Raw genomic sequence first — 18,087 nt, 5'->3', positions numbered from 1 at the left:
TTCATTCCAACGTCGGCACGATGCCGGTTTCCAAGGCGAGCGACGCGAGATGAAGAAGATCACCGTCGTCTCACCCTGCTTCAACGAAGAAGAGAATGTCGAGGCCTGCTATCGCGCGGTCCGCGACCTGTTCGACGGCCCGCTCGCGGGCTATGAGCGCGAGCATATCTTTGCCGACAATGCCTCGGCCGATGCCACGCCCGCCATCCTGCGCACGATCGCGGCGGCCGACCCATGCGTCAAGGTCGTCCTGAACGCCCGCAACTATGGCCCTTTCCGGTCGAATTTCAACGCCTTGCGCTATGCCACCGGCGATGCGGTGGTGGTCTTCCTCGCCGTCGATCTGCAGGACCCGCCCGAAGTGATCGTCGATTTCGTGCGGCATTGGGAAGCGGGCGCGGAAGTGGTCGCGGGGGCGCGCGTCAACCGCCAGGAAAGCCTGTTGCTGCGCACCTGTCGCGCGATCTTCTACCGTCTCGTCAAGGTGCTGTCGGAAATCGACATCCCGGTGAACGTCGGCGAGTTCCAGCTGATCGACCGGAAGGTATGGTCCGCCGTCATCCAGCACAACGACCATTACCCCTATATCCGCGGCCTGATCGCATCGGTCGGGTTCAACCGGGTCATCATTCCCTACACCTGGAAGGCCCGCAAGTCGGGGATTTCCAAGAACAACGTGCTGCGCCTGGTCGACCAGGCGCTCAACGGGATCTTCTCGTTCACCAATGCGCCGCTGCGGATCTGTACCTTTCTGGGCTTCGGCCTGGCGGCCATCTGCATCCTCTACTCGCTGTTCGCGGTGATCTATTACCTGTTCGATCCGAGCATGGCGCCACGCGGCATCACGACGCTGATCGTATCGCTGTTCTTCCTGTCCGGCGTCCAGCTCGCGTTCATCGGGATGCTCGGGGAATATGTCACGTCGATCCATGCCCAGGTGCGTCGCGGCCCGATGGTCGTCGAACGCGAAACCATCAACCTCACCGCGCAAAAGCCGCAGGGCTCGAGCGCGCCGATCCTAGCAGAAGAGCCCTCATGACCGATCATCTCCGCGCCGACATCCTCCAGCGCGCGCGCGAATTCTTCGACGCGCAACCCGTTGCGCCGTTCGTCCCGGGCGAGACCTACATCCCGCCGTCGGGCAAGGTGATGGACGCGGAGGATTGCGCGCATCTCGTCGACGCCTCGCTCGACATGTGGCTAACCGCCGGCCGCTACGCCGAGCGGTTCGAGCGCGAGCTGGCCGAGCGGTTCGACCGCAAGTTCGCCAAGCTGACCGTCTCCGGATCGGCCGCCAACCTGCTGGCGTTCGCGACGCTGACCTCCTGGAAGCTCGGCGACAAGGCGCTCAAGCCGGGCGACGAGGTGATCACCGTCGCGGCGGGCTTCCCGACGACCGTCACGCCGATCGTGCAATATGGCTGCATCCCGGTGTTCGTCGACGTCGATATCGAGACCCACAACGTCGATGTCGACCTGCTCGAGGCCGCGATCACCGACAAGACCCGCGCGGTGATGATCGCGCATTCGCTCGGCAACCCGTTCGACGTCGCGCGCGTGGCGGCGCTGTGCAAGCAGCACGGCCTGTATCTGATCGAGGATTGCTGCGACGCCTTCGGGGCGACCGTCGGCGGGCAGCATGTCGGCACGTTCGGCGACATCGCCACGGTCAGCTTCTACCCGGCGCACCACATCACGATGGGCGAGGGGGGCGGCGTGATGATGAATTCGCCGTTGCTCGCCAAGATCTGTGAATCGTTCCGCGACTGGGGGCGCGACTGCTATTGCGCGCCGGGCAAGGACAATACCTGCAACAAGCGGTTCAACTGGAACCTCGGCCAGCTGCCGCGCGGCTACGACCACAAATACACCTACAGCCATGTCGGCTACAATCTGAAGGTCAGCGACATGCAGGCCGCGGTCGGGGTCAGCCAGCTGACCAAGCTCGACCGTTTCATCGCGCGTCGGCGCGAGAATTTCGCGGAACTGGAACGGCGCCTGAAAGCGCGCGGGATGGACGCCTATTACCATCTCCCGGTCCCGACCAAGGGCACCGAGCCGAGCTGGTTCGGCTATCTGCTGACGATCCGCGACGGCAGCGGGATCGACCGCAACACGCTGACGCGGACGCTGGAGGAACGCAAGGTCGGCACCCGCCTGCTGTTCGCGGGCAATCTGACCAAGCAGCCGGCGTTCCGCGACGTCGCGTACCGCGTTCACGGCGACCTGACGCATACCGACAAGATCATGGAGGATTCGTTCTGGCTGGGCGTGTGGCCCGGGATCGATGCGCAGCGACTGGATTATATGGTCGATACGCTGGTCGAGCTGACGATGCAGGGATGTATCAAGCCGTAATTGATCGCTTCCAGTTCCAGTGACTCCCCCTGCCCAGAGAGACCTCAGCCCAATGACCGAAAACGCCGGGGGTCCGGATCGGAAACCATTTCCCGCAGCAGGCGCAGCGTGGTTCGGGATATTTCAGGATGCCGCCCCGGCGCATCGCATGATGACCGTCATTGTGGTCGCCGTGGTCTTGGCAAGTTGGTTTCTAGGGGAGCACGTCCCGGTGAGTGGCGGGCTAGGCTGGGACGGCGTGATTTATGCCGACCTTGTCCGAAACATGGGGCACACAGGTTTCTCGACCACTCTGGGAACCTATTATGCCCAGCGTATCCTTCCAGCATTTTTGGTACGCCAAGGGTTGCTGCTTTTTAGCAGCGACATGGCAAACAGGGATATCATCCTCGGCTTTGCGATACTGAACGGGTTAATGTGCGTCGGACTGACGGAAGTATGGCGCAGTATCTGCAACATACTCAAGCTTACGGTGATCAGCAGATGGTTCGGGTTTGCCGGAATGTTTATGAGCTTCGAGTTTTCGAAGCAGACTATGTTTTATCCGGTGTTGACCGATCCAGTTGCGCTGTTTTTAGCGGCTATGTTGCTGCTAACTTATCTGAAACGTTCTAAATTTGCAGTATCAATTCTGTCCATTATTGGCGCATTCTGCTGGCCCACACTCTCAATTACTGGCGCTATTCTCTGTATGTTTATGCCTAATCGGCCGTATGACCCGGCGTCGCCATATTCAGCGGAGTACCAATTTGGCAAGAATACATTGAAAGTTGGGTTATGGATCATTGCTGGGGTCGCTATTTTTTCGGCGATCTGTGCCATCCCAGCGTCGCACCAGGCATGTGTTGCCCTGTCGGGGCCGATCAATATCGCGAGTTACCTGCCCGCATCGCTCGCAGCGAAAGCACAGGCGAGTCATTCGCTAAAGGATCCGTGCTTAATCGTGCAACAAGGCATTACGGCCGTGCCATCGTTTCTGCTGATGATACTAGCTATGATAATCTTAGTGGTACCGTTGGTAAGAACGGGCATTCTGCCATTAAAGGTGGATGCGCGTAGGATCACGGCGATATGCTGTGCAGTATTTATCGTCTTGGTTTCTTGGCTGGGTGTGCGGGTTATTTCTAACCCGCACGTTGCCAATCCCAGTAGTATATTCGTGTTGGCGCGCCTTTCCGGAATGCCAGCGGTCGGAAAGGTCTTCTTACCCTTTGTAAGTCTAAGTGCATTTTGGGGTGCATTGGCCATCTTCAGCGCCGTGGAATGGCCAAAGATTGCCTCGGAAGCACGGCATATGGGAGGAGCGATCGTTGCCGTTCTATGTTTCACCCTCCCATTTGGTTTGGTCGGAGAGCCGCGCTTTTTGACGACGATATGGCCTATACTTGTAACGCTTGCGGCGATCGTCTTGGGAAGGTTCAATCGTAACGGCCGAAATGTAGTGCTGTTGGTATCGACGTTTGTAATGGCGCAGTTCTGGCTTCCATTAACGATCGTTCCGTGGTCGGGCGGCGCGTTCGCAAGCTTGGAGGACTTTCCGAAGCAGTTGTATTTCATGCATTACGGCTTGTGGACGAGTTGGACCGGATACGGCATCCAAGCGGCTATTTTGGTCGGTATAGCTTGGGCGCTCGCTCGTTCGGCCAAAGCGGATTTGGCCGATCCCGCGAGAAACGATCTTCAGCACACCGGCCCGTCTGCGCTGGGGTAGATAGCGGCGTTGGCTCAGTCTGGTGGGTCGGATGCTAGCGCAACGTATCCCTAGCATCCTGGTCGGCGTGAGGCGCGGGTTGTTGGCCAAGCTATTGGGCCAAGCGCTTGACGATCCCAGGCCGTAATCCTGATAAGCGCTCGCCGACGCTCAAGTACCGTTAGGGCTTGGCTGAAAACCTTTAGGGAAGCAAAACTGTATTGTACGGGAGCCAGGATACGGCGTTGTCAGCGAAGTTTAGCCATACAAACTGAATCGCAAAGCAATAGGATACTACTCCAAGCAACACAGACAGGACCGGTTTGCGCGAAGTCGCAAGGGCTTGCGGGAGTTGCGATAGTGCGACCATCTGTAACGGTATTAAAAATAAAGAAACACGATCAACCCCAGAGGATGCTGAAAGATTTAGCAGCGCTATGACAGATACAAAGCTCAGGAGCGCGTTCAGCAGCCAGAAACTTTGCTGATATGGGCTGAGTTCCATGCGCTTGCGTAAGAGGAGAAACAGTGCGCCCGCTAGAACGTTCATCGCTATGCGAATACCGGCGCCTTGCGAATCGTAATTGCTTTGCGCGTAGTTAGTAATGAGCGCATTAGATTGATCGCGTAGCAGCAGGACGAACAGCGCTGCGAAAAGGATCACGCCGACGATCGTGGTCAGAATCTTGCGCAAGGCGATCGGGCCGAGCGCCAGCGGCAGCATCAGCAGCGCGGTCTTGTGGAACAGCGCAGCGACGCCGATCAGGATCACCGTCCGGATGATGGTGCGCTCGTTGGCATCCGCCACGGCGAAGCAGACGATGCCGATCGCGGCGGCTTGCCGGGTATATCCCATCGCCACGACGATGATGAAATACGGCACCGCAACCAGCATCGCGAGCCAGGGCTGGGGTTGCCGCGACGCAAGGCGGCCGACACCGCCGACAAAGAGAATGGCGCAGGAAAGGTTGACGAACCAGATGCCCGTGTCGGCCTGCGCCGCGAGCCAGTTGAGCAGGGCATAGCCCGGATCGCTCAACCCCAGCGCGGGGATGAGCGGCTGGAAGTAAATGTTGTTGTAGATGCCGAGATACGGCTCCCAATCGCCGCCGACCTGATACCGTAGCCCGATCATCAAGGCGGTCAGCACCGTTGCGACCACGAACGCATGCCGGCTGGAGGACGTTTGGGACGAACGCGTGAAGTTGAAGGTTCCCGCCAACCATAGTCCGAAAAGTAACCAATAGGGAAGCATGATCGCCGTTCACAGGTGCAGGAGGCCGCGTGATCACGCGGAAGACGCTCGTCAAAAAGCCGCCTAGCCGATATGGCTCGCCCGGACAACGTCCTCAATCTTGGCACCTTGATGAACCAACCCATCGTTCTGTCGATCAATACGAGCTGGAATCTCGTCAATTTCCGTCGGAATCTGATCGTTCGGTTACAGCAGGCCGGGTTCGAGGTCATCGCGCTGGCACCGCGTGACGCCCATAGCGACGCGCTCGTTGCGATGGGCGTGCGCCATATTCCTGTCGAAATCGACAGCAAGGGGCTGTCCCCGTTCAACGACCTGAAGCTGGCAGCGCAATATTGGCGCATCCTGCGCCGGATCCGGCCGGTCGCGTTTCTCGGCTGGACGATCAAGCCCAACGTCTATGGATCGCTGGCGGCGAACGCGCTGGGGATTCCGGTCATCAACAACATCTCGGGCCTTGGCACCGCCTTCATCAAGGTCGGGCTGCTGACGCGCGTGGTGGAAATGCTGTACCGGACCGCGCTCGCGCGATCCGCGACGGTGTTCTTCCAGAACCGGCACGATTGCGACCTGTTCGTTGCGCAGCGCCTGGTACGGCGCGAGAAGGCGAAGCTGCTGCCGGGGTCGGGGATCGACCTCGGCCAGTTCGTCCCCGATCCGGCCGGCCAACCAAGTCATCCCGTTTTCCTGATGGTCGCGCGCCTCTTGCGCGACAAGGGGGTGGTAGAGTTCGCCGATGCCGCCCGGATCGTCCGTGCGTCCCGGCCGGACGCGCAGTTCCAGCTGCTCGGTTTTCTGGATGTGCAGAACCGCACGGCGATTGACCGGGCGATGGTCGATCGCTGGGAAGAGGAAGGAATCCTGCGCTATCTCGGCGAGGCTGCCGACGTGCGACCCTATCTGGCGAGCGCGACCGCCGTGGTGCTGCCCTCCTATCGCGAAGGCATGCCGCGCTCCTTGCTGGAAGGGGCGGCGATGGGGCGCCCGCTGATCGCCACGGACGTCCCCGGCTGCACGGAAATCGCCCGCGCCGGGGAGAATGCATTCCTGTGCGCGCCGCGCGACGCCCGGTCGCTGGCAGACGCGATGCTGGCGTTGCTCGCGCTGGACCCGGCGGCGCTCGCGGCCATGGGACGTCGAAGCCGCGAGATCGCCGAACGCGAGTTCGACGTCTCCGTCGTCGAAGCGCGCTATCTCGATGCTATCGCGTCCGCGACCAAGCGGCCCGCGACGGCCTGACTATAGGCTGAGGTGCCGTGCGGTAGTCTCGACGCGTGCACGCCGCACATAGGGCCGTACGCCGGACATCAAACCAACGCAGATGGCGAATACCGCCGACAGCGCCGCAGTGCGCAACGGGTAGTCGACCATGCTGTGCAGCAGCATGGCGGCGCTGGCGATCACCGCGGCCTGCGCGAAATAGTCGCGCTCTTCGGCCCGCCAGATGGTGCGCGCGCGAAGGATCCACCACAGCATAAACGCCACCGCCAGCGCGATGCCGACAACCCCCGTCTCGAGCAACAGCTCGATCCAGTCGCTATGGGCGTGATTCATGTACGTCGTGCTGACCGCTGAAAGTGGTTCCTGCGTATGATAGACCGGCTGGAAGCTCCCCACGCCAGATCCGATCGGCAGATAGCTCTGCGCCGCATGCAACGTCCGGGCAAACGACACCTGTCGCGACTGCTCGACATTGACCTGTTGCACGCCGACCAGGTTGTTGCCGAACGGCCCGACGACGATGACCGCCAGCGCGGCCAGGGAGACGAGTGTCGTCGCGACGACAAGGGCCTTTCGGATATTCGGACGCTGCCGCCCGAAGACGAGCCAACTGGCAAGGGCGACCGGAACACCGAGGCCAATGCCGGCCAGCGACATGTTTATCGCCAGTCCGACGACGATGATGGCAAACGCGCCGCCAGCCATCAGCCGGATGGCCGACCCGCTCCGCGAGCCGCTGCGCTTCAGCAGCGCGGCTTGAAGGGCTGCCAGAAAGGGAATGCATGCCAGCATCAACGTGGCGGTATGGTTGCTGTTGGCAAAAAACCCGACGGCTTGGTTGGCATTGGTGATCTTGTAGAAGTAAAGGCCGCTGCCTGACCCGCCGATGACCTGGAGCGCGCCGACCGCGACCGACAGCATGGTCACCCCGACCAGCACCCCGGCAATCCAGCGCCCGCGAAACGCCCCCAGGGCCACGACCGCGAGAAAGCTCGCAAACGCCGGCAGCAGCCACAGGAGGTTCGCCACCGCGCCTTCGGGCGCGAGCGTCAGCGGCAGCCACGGCAACGGGAGGCCGAGCAGGCGATAGCCTTGCGCGACCGGGCCGCGCCCGGGCAGCAGCGTCCATATCGCTGGCGGCAACGGGACCAGCTGAAGCACCATCAGCAGCACCAATAGCCCGAGCAGCCCGATCGCCGCACGGCTCGAAGGGGCGGGGGCTTGCTGCAGCAATTGCCACAGCGACCAGCCGATCAGCGGGAGCGCCGCGATCTGGAGCAGCAGGTTCGGCAGGAATCCCGCGGCATTGGCACCCCCCAGCAACAGGCAGGCGAGCAGATAGGCGGGAACGACGGCATGCCGGGTCATGAGGTGCTTTCCGACGTCGCGTGCAGGTCGAGATCGCGCAGCGTCGCGTTGATCGGGACGGGGAATTCACCCGCCTCGCCGATCAGCGCCAGCCGCTGCGCGGGGCAATTGGCAGGGACCGTGAAGCGCGCGGCGGCACGGTGCGGGGTGCCGGTCCCGGCGAGCACCAGCTTGAGCAGCTGCGCCTTGCCGCCGGTCGCGCATTGCAGCGTCCACGCCAGCGACGATCCGGCCGCGGTCTTGCTGCCCTCGAGCGTGACGCCGAACTGATAGGATCCGGGGCGCAGCACGAGCAGCTGGCTCGCCAGCTCGCCGCTGTCGCGCCCGTAATAGTCGATGTTGAGCGCGCGGTTCTGCACGTCGGCCGCGCCGAGCGTACCGCTCGCGAGCGTCCAGTTGAACGGTGCCGATCCTGGAAGCTTCTGGAAAGCCGGGTCGAAGACCGGCGTCGCGGCCTGCGCCGGGGACAGGCGATAGACGCGCTGCCACACCGCTCTCGCGTCGGCATAGCGATCCTGCTGCGCGAGCCGTGCGATCAGCGCGGGACCCCAGCTGTCGGACGTCCCGGCATCGCGCAGCGCGGCCGGGCTGGCGAGACCGAAGATCGTCGACGGGTCGGTCTTGGACCGTGCCATCGCCACCAGCACCCCGCGTTCGAGCCCGGGATCGGTTCTGAGCGTCTGGCGCACCGCGTCATGGGTAGCGGGAGCGAGGCTCATCTGCGCCATCGCGGCGGCGATCTGTTCCCCCGCCGACCCGACCAGCCGCGCGGACACAGCGAACTGGGTCGCGGCCTTGTCGAACTGCCCGGTCCGCAGATAACGGTCGAGCAGCAGCAGGTGGATCACGCGCTGCCGCGGATCGAGCCGCTGCCCCGCCTCGAGCGTCGCGACCGCGCGTTGCGGTTGCCCATCCAGCAATTGCTGATGGCCGAGGATCAGATAGGGCCGCGCGTCCAGCGGCGCAGCCAGCGCGGCGCGGCGCACCGCGGCGAGCGTCTTCGCATCGAGGATGCCGCGCTGCTTGACCAGCGCCAGCGTCGCGCGCTGGAGCACGAGGTCCGGGTTGTGCGGCGCGAGCTGGCGCACGACCGGCGTTTCGGGGGGGAGAATCCGCACGGCGGCGGTGCGCAGGCACAGCCCGGCCACCCACAGCCCCGCGCCCGCGAGCAGCACCGCGGAGGCGATCCCCCGGACGCGGTTCGTACGCTCAGTCGTCATTCTGGACGCTCAGCATGATCCGGCGCTTCTTGTTGTTGTCGTCCGCGACATAGCGATACTGGCTCTTTTCCTGGCCGTAGCCATAGCCATAGCCGTAACCATAGGACGCCTGCGGCTGGTAGCGCGTGAGGATCGCGCCGACCATGTGCGCACCGGCGGTGCGCAGGCGGTTCTGCGCCTCACTCGCCGCGCGGGTGCGGGTGCGTCCTGCCTCGATCACCATCAGCGTCGCCTGGACCAGCGACGACAGCAGCGGCGCGTCGGCCAGCCCGAGTACCGGCGGACCGTCGATCACGACGATGTCGAAGGTTGCGGCCGCATCGGCGAGCAGAGCGGCGAAGCGCGGCGAGGCGATCAGTTCGGGCGGGCTCGGCGGGATCGTGCCGGCAGGCATCATCCACAGATTCTCGACGTCGGACTGGAGCACATGGTCGCTGAGCGAGCTCGAGTCGGTCAGAAGATGCGACAGGCCGACATTTTCGCGCCCGGTCACGAAGGCCGGGCGGCGCATGTCCGCGTCGATCATCAGAACGCGCTTGCCGAGCCGCGTGAAGCTCTGTGCCAGCGCCCAGGCCGATGTCGACTTGCCCTCGGCGGGGCGCGTGCTGCTGACCAGCAGCGTCTTGGGCACACCGCCCTCCGAGACGAACTGGAGCGCCGACGCGGTCGACAGATACGCTTCCGTCAGCGGCGACAGCGGATCCTTGAGGTCGTCGACCGGCTTGGCGCCCTTGGTGACGGGAATGCCCCCCAGGAACGGAAGCTGCAGCTTGTTGCGGACGTCGTCGGGGATCTTGATCGTGTCGTTGACGAACTCGAGCACGATCGCGGCGAGCATGCCCAGCACGAGGCCAAGCGCCGCGCCAATCGCGAGATTGAGATAGAGATTGGGCGAGAACGCGCCGCCTGGAATGACGCCCCGGTCGACGACCGAGGCGACCGCGGTTCCGATCCCGCCAGCGACGCCGATCTCCTTGTAGCGCTGCAACAGCGCGTCATACAGCGTGCGATTGGTATCCACGTCGCGCTGCAGGATGTTGTAGCGGATGCGGCGCCCGCGCTGGTCGAGCACCGAATGGCTCAGCCCCGCGACCTGCGCGCGCAGGCGATCCTCTTCGGCCCGCGCAGCCTGATAGTCCTGGCGGAGCGAGCCGGCACGATCGGCATTGGTGGTGCGCGTCTCGCTGACGACGGCGGCCTTGAGCGCATCGATCTGCGCGCGCAGCGCGACCATTTCCGGGTAATCCGGCCGGAAGGTCTGCAGCTTCTGTTGATATTGCGCATTGAGCGTGGCGATCTGTCCACGAAGGGGGGCGGCATTGGCACTCCCTTCGGTCGACGCGCCGCCGGCGACGGCTTCCCGATAGCGCTGCTCTGCCGCGATGCGGCGTGCCTGCGTGGTAGCGAGCGCATTGTTCAGCGAAACCAGCGTGCTTCCGGTCAGCGAGTTGGTGTCGCTGGCGCCCTCACCGGGACCGCCGGTCGTGCTGATCAGATTTTGCTGCTGCGCATAAGCGACGATCGCCCGTTCGGAGCGTTCGAGGTCCCGCCGTGTGGTGGCGATCTGCCGCTGCAGGAAGTCACGCGCGTAGGACGACGCCTGATAGCGGCGTTCGAGATTGGTCGCGATATAGGCGTCGGTGATCCCGTTGACGACCTTCGCCGCGAGCTGCGGGCTGCGGGCGACGAACGAGATGCTGACGATATCGCTTTGCGGCAGCAGGCGAACCTTCGTGCCCGATTGCACCACGCCCGCCGCGATCTTGGTATTGGTCGCGCGATCGGTCCCTTCACCGACGACGGCAGGGTCGCTCGCAAGGTTGAGGTCCTGCGCCACGCGCTCGGCGAGGGCCTGGCTCTTCAGCAGGTTGAGCTGGGTGCCGGTGAAGTTGACGTCACCTGCGCCGCTGCCCTGCCGCGCCCCCTTGCCGCTCTGGTCGGTCATCACCTCGACTTCCGGCGGATTGAGTTCGATCGTCGCGGTGGATTGATATTTCAGCGGCGTGAGCAGCGTGATCAGCACCGCGGCGGCGATGCAGGTGCCGATCGCGGCCAGGATCAGCCAGCGCCATTCGACCGCAATCCGCCACAACAGCCCGAGCGACAGCTCCGGACCGCCACGCGCGGTGCCGTAGCTGCCATAGCCACCCCCGAGCGGCACGGGCGCGAGTTCGCGGCCCTTCTCCGGATTGACCGCCAGATTGGTAGGACCTGGGGCCCCGATGCTTGCCATGTGAAAGTAACCCTATGTCGGCTCTATGACCGCAGCGTCAAAGCGCCATGAAGATGGAAGCAAGCGGCAAGGACTGGAGCAGGGTGCGCTGCGCCTTCTTGACGCCGGAGCCGTCGACGATGATCGTATCCCCGGCGTACACCGCCGGATCCTGCGTCGTGCCGCGGCGGATGCTGGTCAGGTCGAACGCCGCCGCCATCTTCTTGCCGTCGATGACGCGGAAGATCGCGACGCGGTGCGGGTTGGCGAGTTCGTCGGTGCCGCGCGCGAGTGCGATCGCCTGCAGCAGCGACAGCGACCCGATCGCCGGGAAGACGCCAGGCTGGCGCACCGAGCCGTCGACCGTGACGCGGCTGGAAGTTTCCTTCAGCGACACGGTGACGTTGGGGTTGCGCATGTATTTCTCGCCGAGCTTCTGCTCGATCGTCTTGCCGAGCTCGGTCGTGCTGAGCCCGACCGCGTCGATCCGCCCGACCAGCGGCATGGTGATGCGCCCGCTCTGGTCGACCGCGTAATCGCGGCTGAGATCCTGCGCCTGGAACACCGCGACCGTCACCGTGTCGAGCGGCGCCAGCTTGTAACTGTCGTCGACCGTCGCGAGCTTTGGCGCGTCGGGCGCGCCAAAATTGCTGACGTTATACGGCACGTTGCCGCCACGGCCGCTGGCACAAGCGGCCAGCAGGACTGCCAGACCGATCACCATCGCTCGGTACATCGACCTGTTCCGCATCATAATTTTATCCTGCATCAAAAACGCATCCCTGCTGATGCAGTCCGCGACTCTATAGTCAAGGGCCGTCACTCGCAACCGACAGACGCGCTGCCGGTTGCCAGAAAGCGGATGTCGCTTCCCTCCACGACGAGCGCGGTCAAAACCCCGGTCCGATACGCGCCGGTATCGATTCCGATTCGATTCGCCCGCCGCTCGACGCCATCGCTGATCGTATGGCCGTGGACAACGACAAAGCCATGGTCGTGCGTATCGCTCAGGAACGGCGCGCGGATCCAGCGCAGGTCCTGCGGTTGCTGTGCCTCGACCGGAATGCCCGGGCGGATCCCGGCGTGGACGAAGAGATAGTCGCCGAACCGGAAGGTATCGCCAAAACTCTTGAGGAAGTCGACGTGCGCCGGGGGAATTGCGGCGGTCAGCACCTCGGCGATCCGTTCCTCGCTCATCGCCTGCAGTCCCGCAGCCGGGACGCCATAGCTTTCGGCGCAGGCATCCCCGCCGAAGCCGAGCCAGTCATACGCCAGGCCGGGTTCGCCGGCGAGCACGCGCAAGAGGATTTCCTCGTGGTTGCCGAGCAGGAACAGCGCCTTGGCAGGGAAGGCGTGGAGCGAGGAGAGCCGTGCGATGACTCCGGCGGAATCGGGGCCGCGATCGATCAGGTCGCCAAGAAACACCAGCCCGATGGTCTGAGCGGGCCGGTCCGCAATATCGTCCTCGATCTGGCCGAGCAGCGAGTCGAGCAGGTCCAGTCGCCCGTGAATATCGCCAACGGCATAGACACGCTGTCCATCGGGACCCGAAAAGTCACGGGCGGCGGCGATATTGGCGGAGACACGGCGGAACAGTTTCTGGAACAAGCCAACCTCAAGCGATACGGAACGGGGCGGAGATCGCTGTCATTACCATGTGTTCCGGTGGTTTACATCGTCCAGATTTTGGCGTCGCGCGGAAGCTGACCCTTGGCGGCCAGGACGTTCTTGAGATCGACGATCCCACCCGTATTGCCAAGAAGCCCTGCGAACTGCGCGAACCCTTCGACCAGCTCGCGGTGCGGCACCGCCAGCACGACCAGGTCATAGGGCCCGGCCGGGGTCTCGACCAGGTCGAGGTCGTATTCGTGGCGCGCTTCCTCGGCCGAGACGAGCGGGTCATGGACGTCGACTGCATGGCCGAGCCCGCGGAACGCCGCGACCAGATCGGCGACCTTGGAATTGCGCAGGTCCGGCACGTCCTGCTTGAACGCCAGCCCGAGTACGAGCACGCGCCCTGCCGCTGCGCCATGCCATGCATGCACTTCGTTCGCGACCCAGTCCGCCATCCCGTCGTTCATGTCGCGCCCGGCGAGGATGATGCGCGGGTCCAGGCCGAGTTCGGTCGCGCGGTGCGCGAGATAATAAGGATCGACCCCGATGCAGTGCCCACCGACCATCCCGGGCTCGAACTTGAGGAAGTTCCACTTGGTCCCGGCCGCCGCGAGCACGTCCCACACCGACAGGTCCATTCTGGCGAAGATCTGGGTAATTTCGTTGACGAAGGCGATGTTGATGTCACGCTGCGCATTCTCGATCACCTTGGCCGCCTCGGCCGCCTTGATCGAGGCGGCGCGGAACACGCCCCCGGTCGTCACCTGGCCGTAGAGGTCGGCGACCGCGTCGAGCACTTCGGGGGTCTGGCCCGACACCACCTTGGTGATGCGGTCGACGGTATGCTCGCGGTCGCCCGGGTTGATCCGCTCGGGCGAATAGCCGAGGAAGAAATCGGTCCCGCAGACGAGCCCGCTGATCCGCTCCAGCTCGGGCCCGCACATCTCCTCGGTGACGCCGGGATAGACCGTGCTTTCATACACCACGATCGAGCGGCGACCCGCGACCAGCATCTTCGCCACGGTGCGCGTCGCCGCCATGACGATCGACAGATCGGGGCGGTTGTCGGCATCGACCGGGGTCGGGACGGTGACGATGTAGAAATCGGCGCCGGGGCAGGCTGCGGGATCGGTCGTCAACCGCAGGCTCGACACGGCAAGGCGGTCGGCGTCGATCTCGCCGGTTCGGTCATGCCCGCGCTGCAGTTCGGCGATCCGCCCGGTGTCGACATCCAGGCCCCAGGCTTCGGTCGACTTGGCGAGCGCCACGGCGAGCGGCAGCCCGACATAGCCGAGCCCGATCACCACGACGCGCTTGTGTGCGAGCATTCCGCTATCCTTGGCATTCCGTCAGAGCGTGCTCCTTTAACGGTAACGCGCTGTACGGCAACCAATAGTGAAGCGGGGGTCCAGCGTCCTGGACAAGCGACGTCCGGTGTGAGGTTTCGTCCGCGCCATGCGTCGGCTAGCGTGACGACCATGAACAACAGCGATATCCGAATCGGCATTGGCGGCTGGACCTATGAGCCGTGGCGCGGGACGTTCTTCCCGGACAAATGGCCACAAAAGCGCGAGCTGGACTATGCCGCCTCGAAACTGACCGCGATCGAGGTCAACGGAACCTATTATTCCTCGCAGAAGCCCGCGACCTTCGCGGCTTGGGCCAAGGCGGTGCCCGACGGCTTCGTTTTCGCGCTCAAGGCATCGCGCTATTGCACCAATCGCAAGATCTTGGCCGAGGCCGGTGAATCCATTGCGCGCTTTACGAGTCAGGGGATTGTCGAGCTCGGCGACCGGCTCGGACCGATCCTGTGGCAGTTCATGGTCACCAAGCGTTTCGACCCGGAGGATTTCGGCGCGTTTCTGAAACTGCTGCCGGCCAGCCAGGATGGCATTGCACTGCGCCATGCGGTCCAGGTCCGGCACGAAAGCTTTCTGGTTCCGGAATTCGTCGCTTTGGCGCGCGCGGCGGGGGTGGCGATCGTCTATGCGGATTCGACCGATTATCCCGCGATCGCGGATGTCAGCGGCACTTTCGTCTATGCCCGGCTTGAAGCCGCGGTCGAGGACGAACCCGCCGGATACGCCCCGCCGGCGCTCGACCGATGGGCGGAAGCTGCGCGCGCCTGGGCGGCTGGCGGCGCGCCGGAGGATTTGCCGTATGTCGCCGATCCGGCACCCGTAACCCCGCGCGACACGTTCGTCTTCTTCATCAACGGCGCGAAAGTGCGCGCTCCGCACGGGGCGATGGCGCTGATCGAGCGGGTTTCGGGGTAAGAACCGGCGTGCCGGCCCCACGCCCCTAACGGACTCGCGCGCCAGGCGATCCGAGGCGTCGCCTGGATCTGCCATAGACCCGACGGGCTGCGAATCTGGCTTGCAGGGCGTCAGCCCGTTGTGTGTTCGCGTCGCGTCAAATCGCGGTTTGCGGTGCGGCGGCGGTCGGGCGCTGGTCGTTCGGAACGGGATCGGTCGCCGCCGGCGGGGCAGGCGAGGGTGTCGGCACGGCATTCGGCTGCGGATCGACCCCTGGGCTGAGGATCGCCGCACTTTCGATCGCGTCGAGCGCATGACGCGCGTTGATGTAGCGGCGGGCCGCATCGGTCCAGCGGGTTGCCCGGCTGGCCCCCGGTGTCCGCGACACTTCGGCCAGGGCGGCCTCGACCTGTCCGGCCTCCAGCAGCCGTTGCGCCCGCGCGACACGGTCGACCGGGAGTGGCGACTGCGTTCCCGCCTTGCGCAGTACGATGAGATTGCGGAATTCACGACCAAGGCTCTGCAGCCACCCGCTGCTCGCAATGCCGGTGACGAGTTCGGGCGCGACCCCGTCGAGCGCGGCCCGCAGATCCTCGAGCGTGACAGGGTTGCGTGCCGCCTGGGTAATCGTGGCAACCGCCACGCCCTGCGTCGTGCCGAACCGATTGCGCAATTGCTGTTCCAGGAACCCGAGGTTGAGCCCGCGATCCAGTGCACGCCGTGCCGCGAACGCGACCATCAGGCCTTCGCTCCGTGTCGCATAGGCGGCGGATTGCTGCGCATTGCGGTCGATCCCCGCTTCCCGCGCCTCGAGGTCCTCGAGCTTGTCGGCGAGTTCCACTTCGCGGTTGGTGAGGGCTGCGAGGTCGATTGCCGGGGCGGGCGCGCCCACCTTGCCGGGCAGGATGACCACCGGCGGCTGTCCGTTCGAAACGGGCAGCGTCATCGTCGCAACCTGTTTGCCATCAAGGGTCTTGCCGAAGCGCGGGATGATCAGCGCCGCCGCGGCGACGCCGATCAGAAAGGCGATCAGCCCGAGCGCGACGCCCGTGCGCCACCCCATGCCACGCCGGGCCACGATGGGGGGCGGGGGCGCATAGGGCGGGGGCGCAAAGGCCGGCCCGGGTCGCGCCTTTGGCGCTTCGACAATCGGTTCAGGCTGTGCGTGGCCCGGGGCCTGCGCCGGAAATTCGGTCTCGGGGACGGTGGGCGCGGTTTCGTCCATAGCGGTGCCTTATCATCGTCCTGACGCGAACGGTCAACGGCTCGTCGCCGGTAACGGCGCAAGGGCAGCGAACAATGCCGCGTCGTCGGGCGTGTCCGCGACCGCGATCTCGGCCCAGCCGGACCCTGCAGCCGCGGCGATCGCCGGGCTGAACGCCGCAAGGGCGATCCCGCTGCGGTCGATCTCCGCTGCATCGACGAGTTCGCCGATCCGGCGTGCCGCGCGGGTGGAATGCAACAAGGCGGTCGCCCCGGAGAGCGTGGCCAGCGCGGTTGGATCGATCGCGAGTGCCCGGCTTCGATAGACGGGAATGAGCGAGGCGATCGCGCCACCCACCTCGAGCGTGCGATCGTGCCCGGTCAGATGCAGCGCGTAGGAGATACCGTAGCGATTGGCCAAGGCGAGGATCTGTCCGGCGTTCCCGGTCCCGGTCGCCACGACGTCAAACCCGTATTCGCGCGCCGCCGCCGCCGTATGCTGGCCGACCGCCAGCACCGGCAGCGCGCGCAAGGCGGCAAGCTCCGCCCCGCCGAACCGAAGGCTGTTGGCACTGGTGAGAAGGAGCGAGTCGTATTGGCGCGGGTCGGGCGCGGTCCAGTCCAGCGCCTCGACGACGAAGAACGCAAGCGCATCCGCGGTAAAGCCGGCGCTGCGCGCGCGCGCGCGCGTTGCGGCATTGCCCGGCTCGGGGCGCAAGACCACCAACCGTCGCGTCATCCGGCGAACAAGCCGCGCACCGACGGCGGCGCACGGTCGAGCAGGTCCCGCGCCAGTAAGGCGGGTAGGAGTGGATCGCCAACGGCGCCGCTGAGCGTCCCCGCGACATGCGCACTGCCATCCTCTGCGAAGACTTCGGCGCGAAGCGTCACGGTCGTACCGTCGAGCGTCGCGAGGGCGGCGACCGGCGAATGGCAATCCGCCTGCAGCACCGCGAGCAGCCCGCGTTCGATCAGGACGCAGGCATGCGTCGGCTGATCATCGATGGCGGAGAGAAGCGCGCGGACCGCAGCGTCCTCGGTGCGGGCCTCGATGCCGACCGCGCCCTGCGCGGCGGCGGGAAGCATCACCTCGATCGGGATGCAGGTGCCGACCTCGACTCGTCCCAGGCGCTCCAGCCCGGCCGAGGCCAGCAAGGTCGCGTCGACCTCGCCTGCTGCCAGCTTGGCGAGTCGGGTGTCGACGTTGCCGCGCAACAGCATCGTGACGAGATCGGGCCGCATCCGCTTCAACTGCGCGACCCGCCGGGGCGAACTGGTCCCGACCACTGCGCCGTCGCGCAGGGCGGCGACACTCTCGGCACCGATGATCCGGTCGCGTACGTCTGCGCGCGGGAGCATCGCGGCGATCGTGATTTCCGCGGGACGCCCGGTTTCGACGTCCTTCATCGAATGGACCGCGAAATCGATGTCACCGCTGCGCAGCGCGCGATCGAGCTCCTTGGTCCACAAGGCCTTGCCCCCGATTTCGGCGAGCGCGACGTCCTGGCGCCGGTCGCCGGTGGTCCGGATGACGACGATCTCGACCATCGCACGATCCCACGCGTGCGCGGCGCACAGCGCCTCGCGCACCATATTGGCCTGGACGAGCGCGAGCGGCGATCCGCGGGTTCCTAGCTTGAGCGGTGGTTGTGTCACGCGTCATCCCTTCGTCATGTGTCATGACGAAGGGG

Annotated in this window: 15 protein-coding genes; 5 read left to right on the top strand and 10 right to left on the bottom strand. The window is 64.8% G+C overall.

The window, feature by feature from the left end:
* Positions 1-49: 49 nt before the first annotated feature.
* The 3 genes from L8K25_RS06010 to L8K25_RS06000 are packed head-to-tail and all read left to right on the top strand — an operon-like array spanning position 50 to position 4,069.
* Entirely contained in the window at positions 50-1,039 is a 990-nt protein-coding gene (locus L8K25_RS06010; protein ID WP_242138002.1) for a glycosyltransferase family 2 protein, read from the top strand.
* Positions 1,036-2,358, top strand: a complete 1,323-nt coding sequence (gene rfbH / locus L8K25_RS06005) for a lipopolysaccharide biosynthesis protein RfbH (protein ID WP_242138001.1) — start codon at positions 1,036-1,038, stop codon at positions 2,356-2,358. Before L8K25_RS06010 ends, rfbH begins: the two co-directional genes overlap by 4 nt.
* Positions 2,359-2,410: 52 nt before the next feature.
* Positions 2,411-4,069: a hypothetical protein gene (locus L8K25_RS06000; protein ID WP_242138000.1), complete on the top strand. Its 1,659-nt coding sequence runs from the start codon at positions 2,411-2,413 to the stop codon at positions 4,067-4,069.
* Positions 4,070-4,250: 181 nt separating this feature from the next.
* Here the strand turns inward: L8K25_RS06000 and L8K25_RS05995 are convergent, their stop codons facing one another.
* Positions 4,251-5,303, bottom strand: coding sequence for an EpsG family protein (locus tag L8K25_RS05995; RefSeq protein ID WP_242137999.1), 1,053 nt, complete (start codon positions 5,301-5,303; stop codon positions 4,251-4,253).
* Positions 5,304-5,414: 111 nt separating this feature from the next.
* Here L8K25_RS05995 and L8K25_RS05990 point away from each other — a divergent pair, with 111 nt between their 5' ends.
* Positions 5,415-6,542 carry a glycosyltransferase family 4 protein gene (locus L8K25_RS05990; protein WP_242137998.1) on the top strand — a complete coding sequence of 376 codons (1,128 nt, stop codon included), beginning with the start codon at positions 5,415-5,417 and terminating at the stop codon, positions 6,540-6,542.
* Here L8K25_RS05990 and L8K25_RS05985 read toward each other — a convergent pair whose 3' ends face one another.
* From L8K25_RS05985 to L8K25_RS05960, 6 genes are all read right to left on the bottom strand, one after another.
* Complete coding sequence (locus L8K25_RS05985) at positions 6,543-7,892, bottom strand: O-antigen ligase family protein (RefSeq protein ID WP_242137997.1); 1,350 nt, start codon at positions 7,890-7,892, stop codon at positions 6,543-6,545.
* On the bottom strand, positions 7,889-9,112 hold the full coding sequence (locus L8K25_RS05980) for a hypothetical protein (RefSeq protein WP_242137996.1): 1,224 nt from the start codon (positions 9,110-9,112) through the stop codon (positions 7,889-7,891). The genes L8K25_RS05985 and L8K25_RS05980 overlap by 4 nt, the downstream gene beginning before the upstream one ends.
* Complete coding sequence (locus L8K25_RS05975) at positions 9,102-11,345, bottom strand: polysaccharide biosynthesis tyrosine autokinase (RefSeq protein ID WP_242137995.1); 2,244 nt, start codon at positions 11,343-11,345, stop codon at positions 9,102-9,104. The genes L8K25_RS05980 and L8K25_RS05975 overlap by 11 nt, the downstream gene beginning before the upstream one ends.
* A gap of 37 nt (positions 11,346-11,382) precedes the next feature.
* A complete protein-coding gene (locus L8K25_RS05970; RefSeq protein ID WP_242137994.1) occupies positions 11,383-12,078 on the bottom strand; it encodes a polysaccharide biosynthesis/export family protein in 696 nt (231 codons plus the stop codon).
* 65 nt (positions 12,079-12,143) lie between these two features.
* On the bottom strand, positions 12,144-12,932 hold the full coding sequence (locus L8K25_RS05965; RefSeq protein ID WP_242137993.1) for a metallophosphoesterase family protein: 789 nt from the start codon (positions 12,930-12,932) through the stop codon (positions 12,144-12,146).
* Between the two features lie 62 nt (positions 12,933-12,994).
* Complete coding sequence (locus L8K25_RS05960) at positions 12,995-14,266, bottom strand: nucleotide sugar dehydrogenase (protein ID WP_242137992.1); 1,272 nt, start codon at positions 14,264-14,266, stop codon at positions 12,995-12,997.
* Positions 14,267-14,416: 150 nt separating this feature from the next.
* Here L8K25_RS05960 and L8K25_RS05955 point away from each other — a divergent pair, with 150 nt between their 5' ends.
* Entirely contained in the window at positions 14,417-15,214 is a 798-nt protein-coding gene (locus tag L8K25_RS05955) for a DUF72 domain-containing protein (protein ID WP_242137991.1), read from the top strand.
* Between the two features lie 136 nt (positions 15,215-15,350).
* On the opposite strand, the gene L8K25_RS05950 is transcribed toward L8K25_RS05955, so the two are convergent.
* From L8K25_RS05950 to hemC, 3 genes are read right to left on the bottom strand one after another with little or no spacing between them, the layout of a single operon-like run.
* The gene (locus L8K25_RS05950) at positions 15,351-16,418 is read right to left on the bottom strand and encodes a hypothetical protein (RefSeq protein WP_242137990.1); all 1,068 of its coding nucleotides are present in this window, start codon (positions 16,416-16,418) and stop codon (positions 15,351-15,353) included.
* 33 nt (positions 16,419-16,451) lie between these two features.
* Positions 16,452-17,120 carry a uroporphyrinogen-III synthase gene (locus L8K25_RS05945; RefSeq protein ID WP_242137989.1) on the bottom strand — a complete coding sequence of 223 codons (669 nt, stop codon included), beginning with the start codon at positions 17,118-17,120 and terminating at the stop codon, positions 16,452-16,454.
* An 11-nt stretch (positions 17,121-17,131) separates the two neighbouring features.
* A complete protein-coding gene (gene hemC / locus L8K25_RS05940; protein ID WP_242137988.1) occupies positions 17,132-18,052 on the bottom strand; it encodes a hydroxymethylbilane synthase in 921 nt (306 codons plus the stop codon).
* Positions 18,053-18,087 lie beyond the last annotated feature (35 nt).

The organism is Sphingomonas sp. TREG-RG-20F-R18-01 (genome assembly GCF_022662475.1).
GTDB lineage: Bacteria > Pseudomonadota > Alphaproteobacteria > Sphingomonadales > Sphingomonadaceae > Sphingomonas.
Note: the sequence above shows the minus strand (reverse complement) of the source record. Positions and strands in the feature narration are given on the sequence as shown.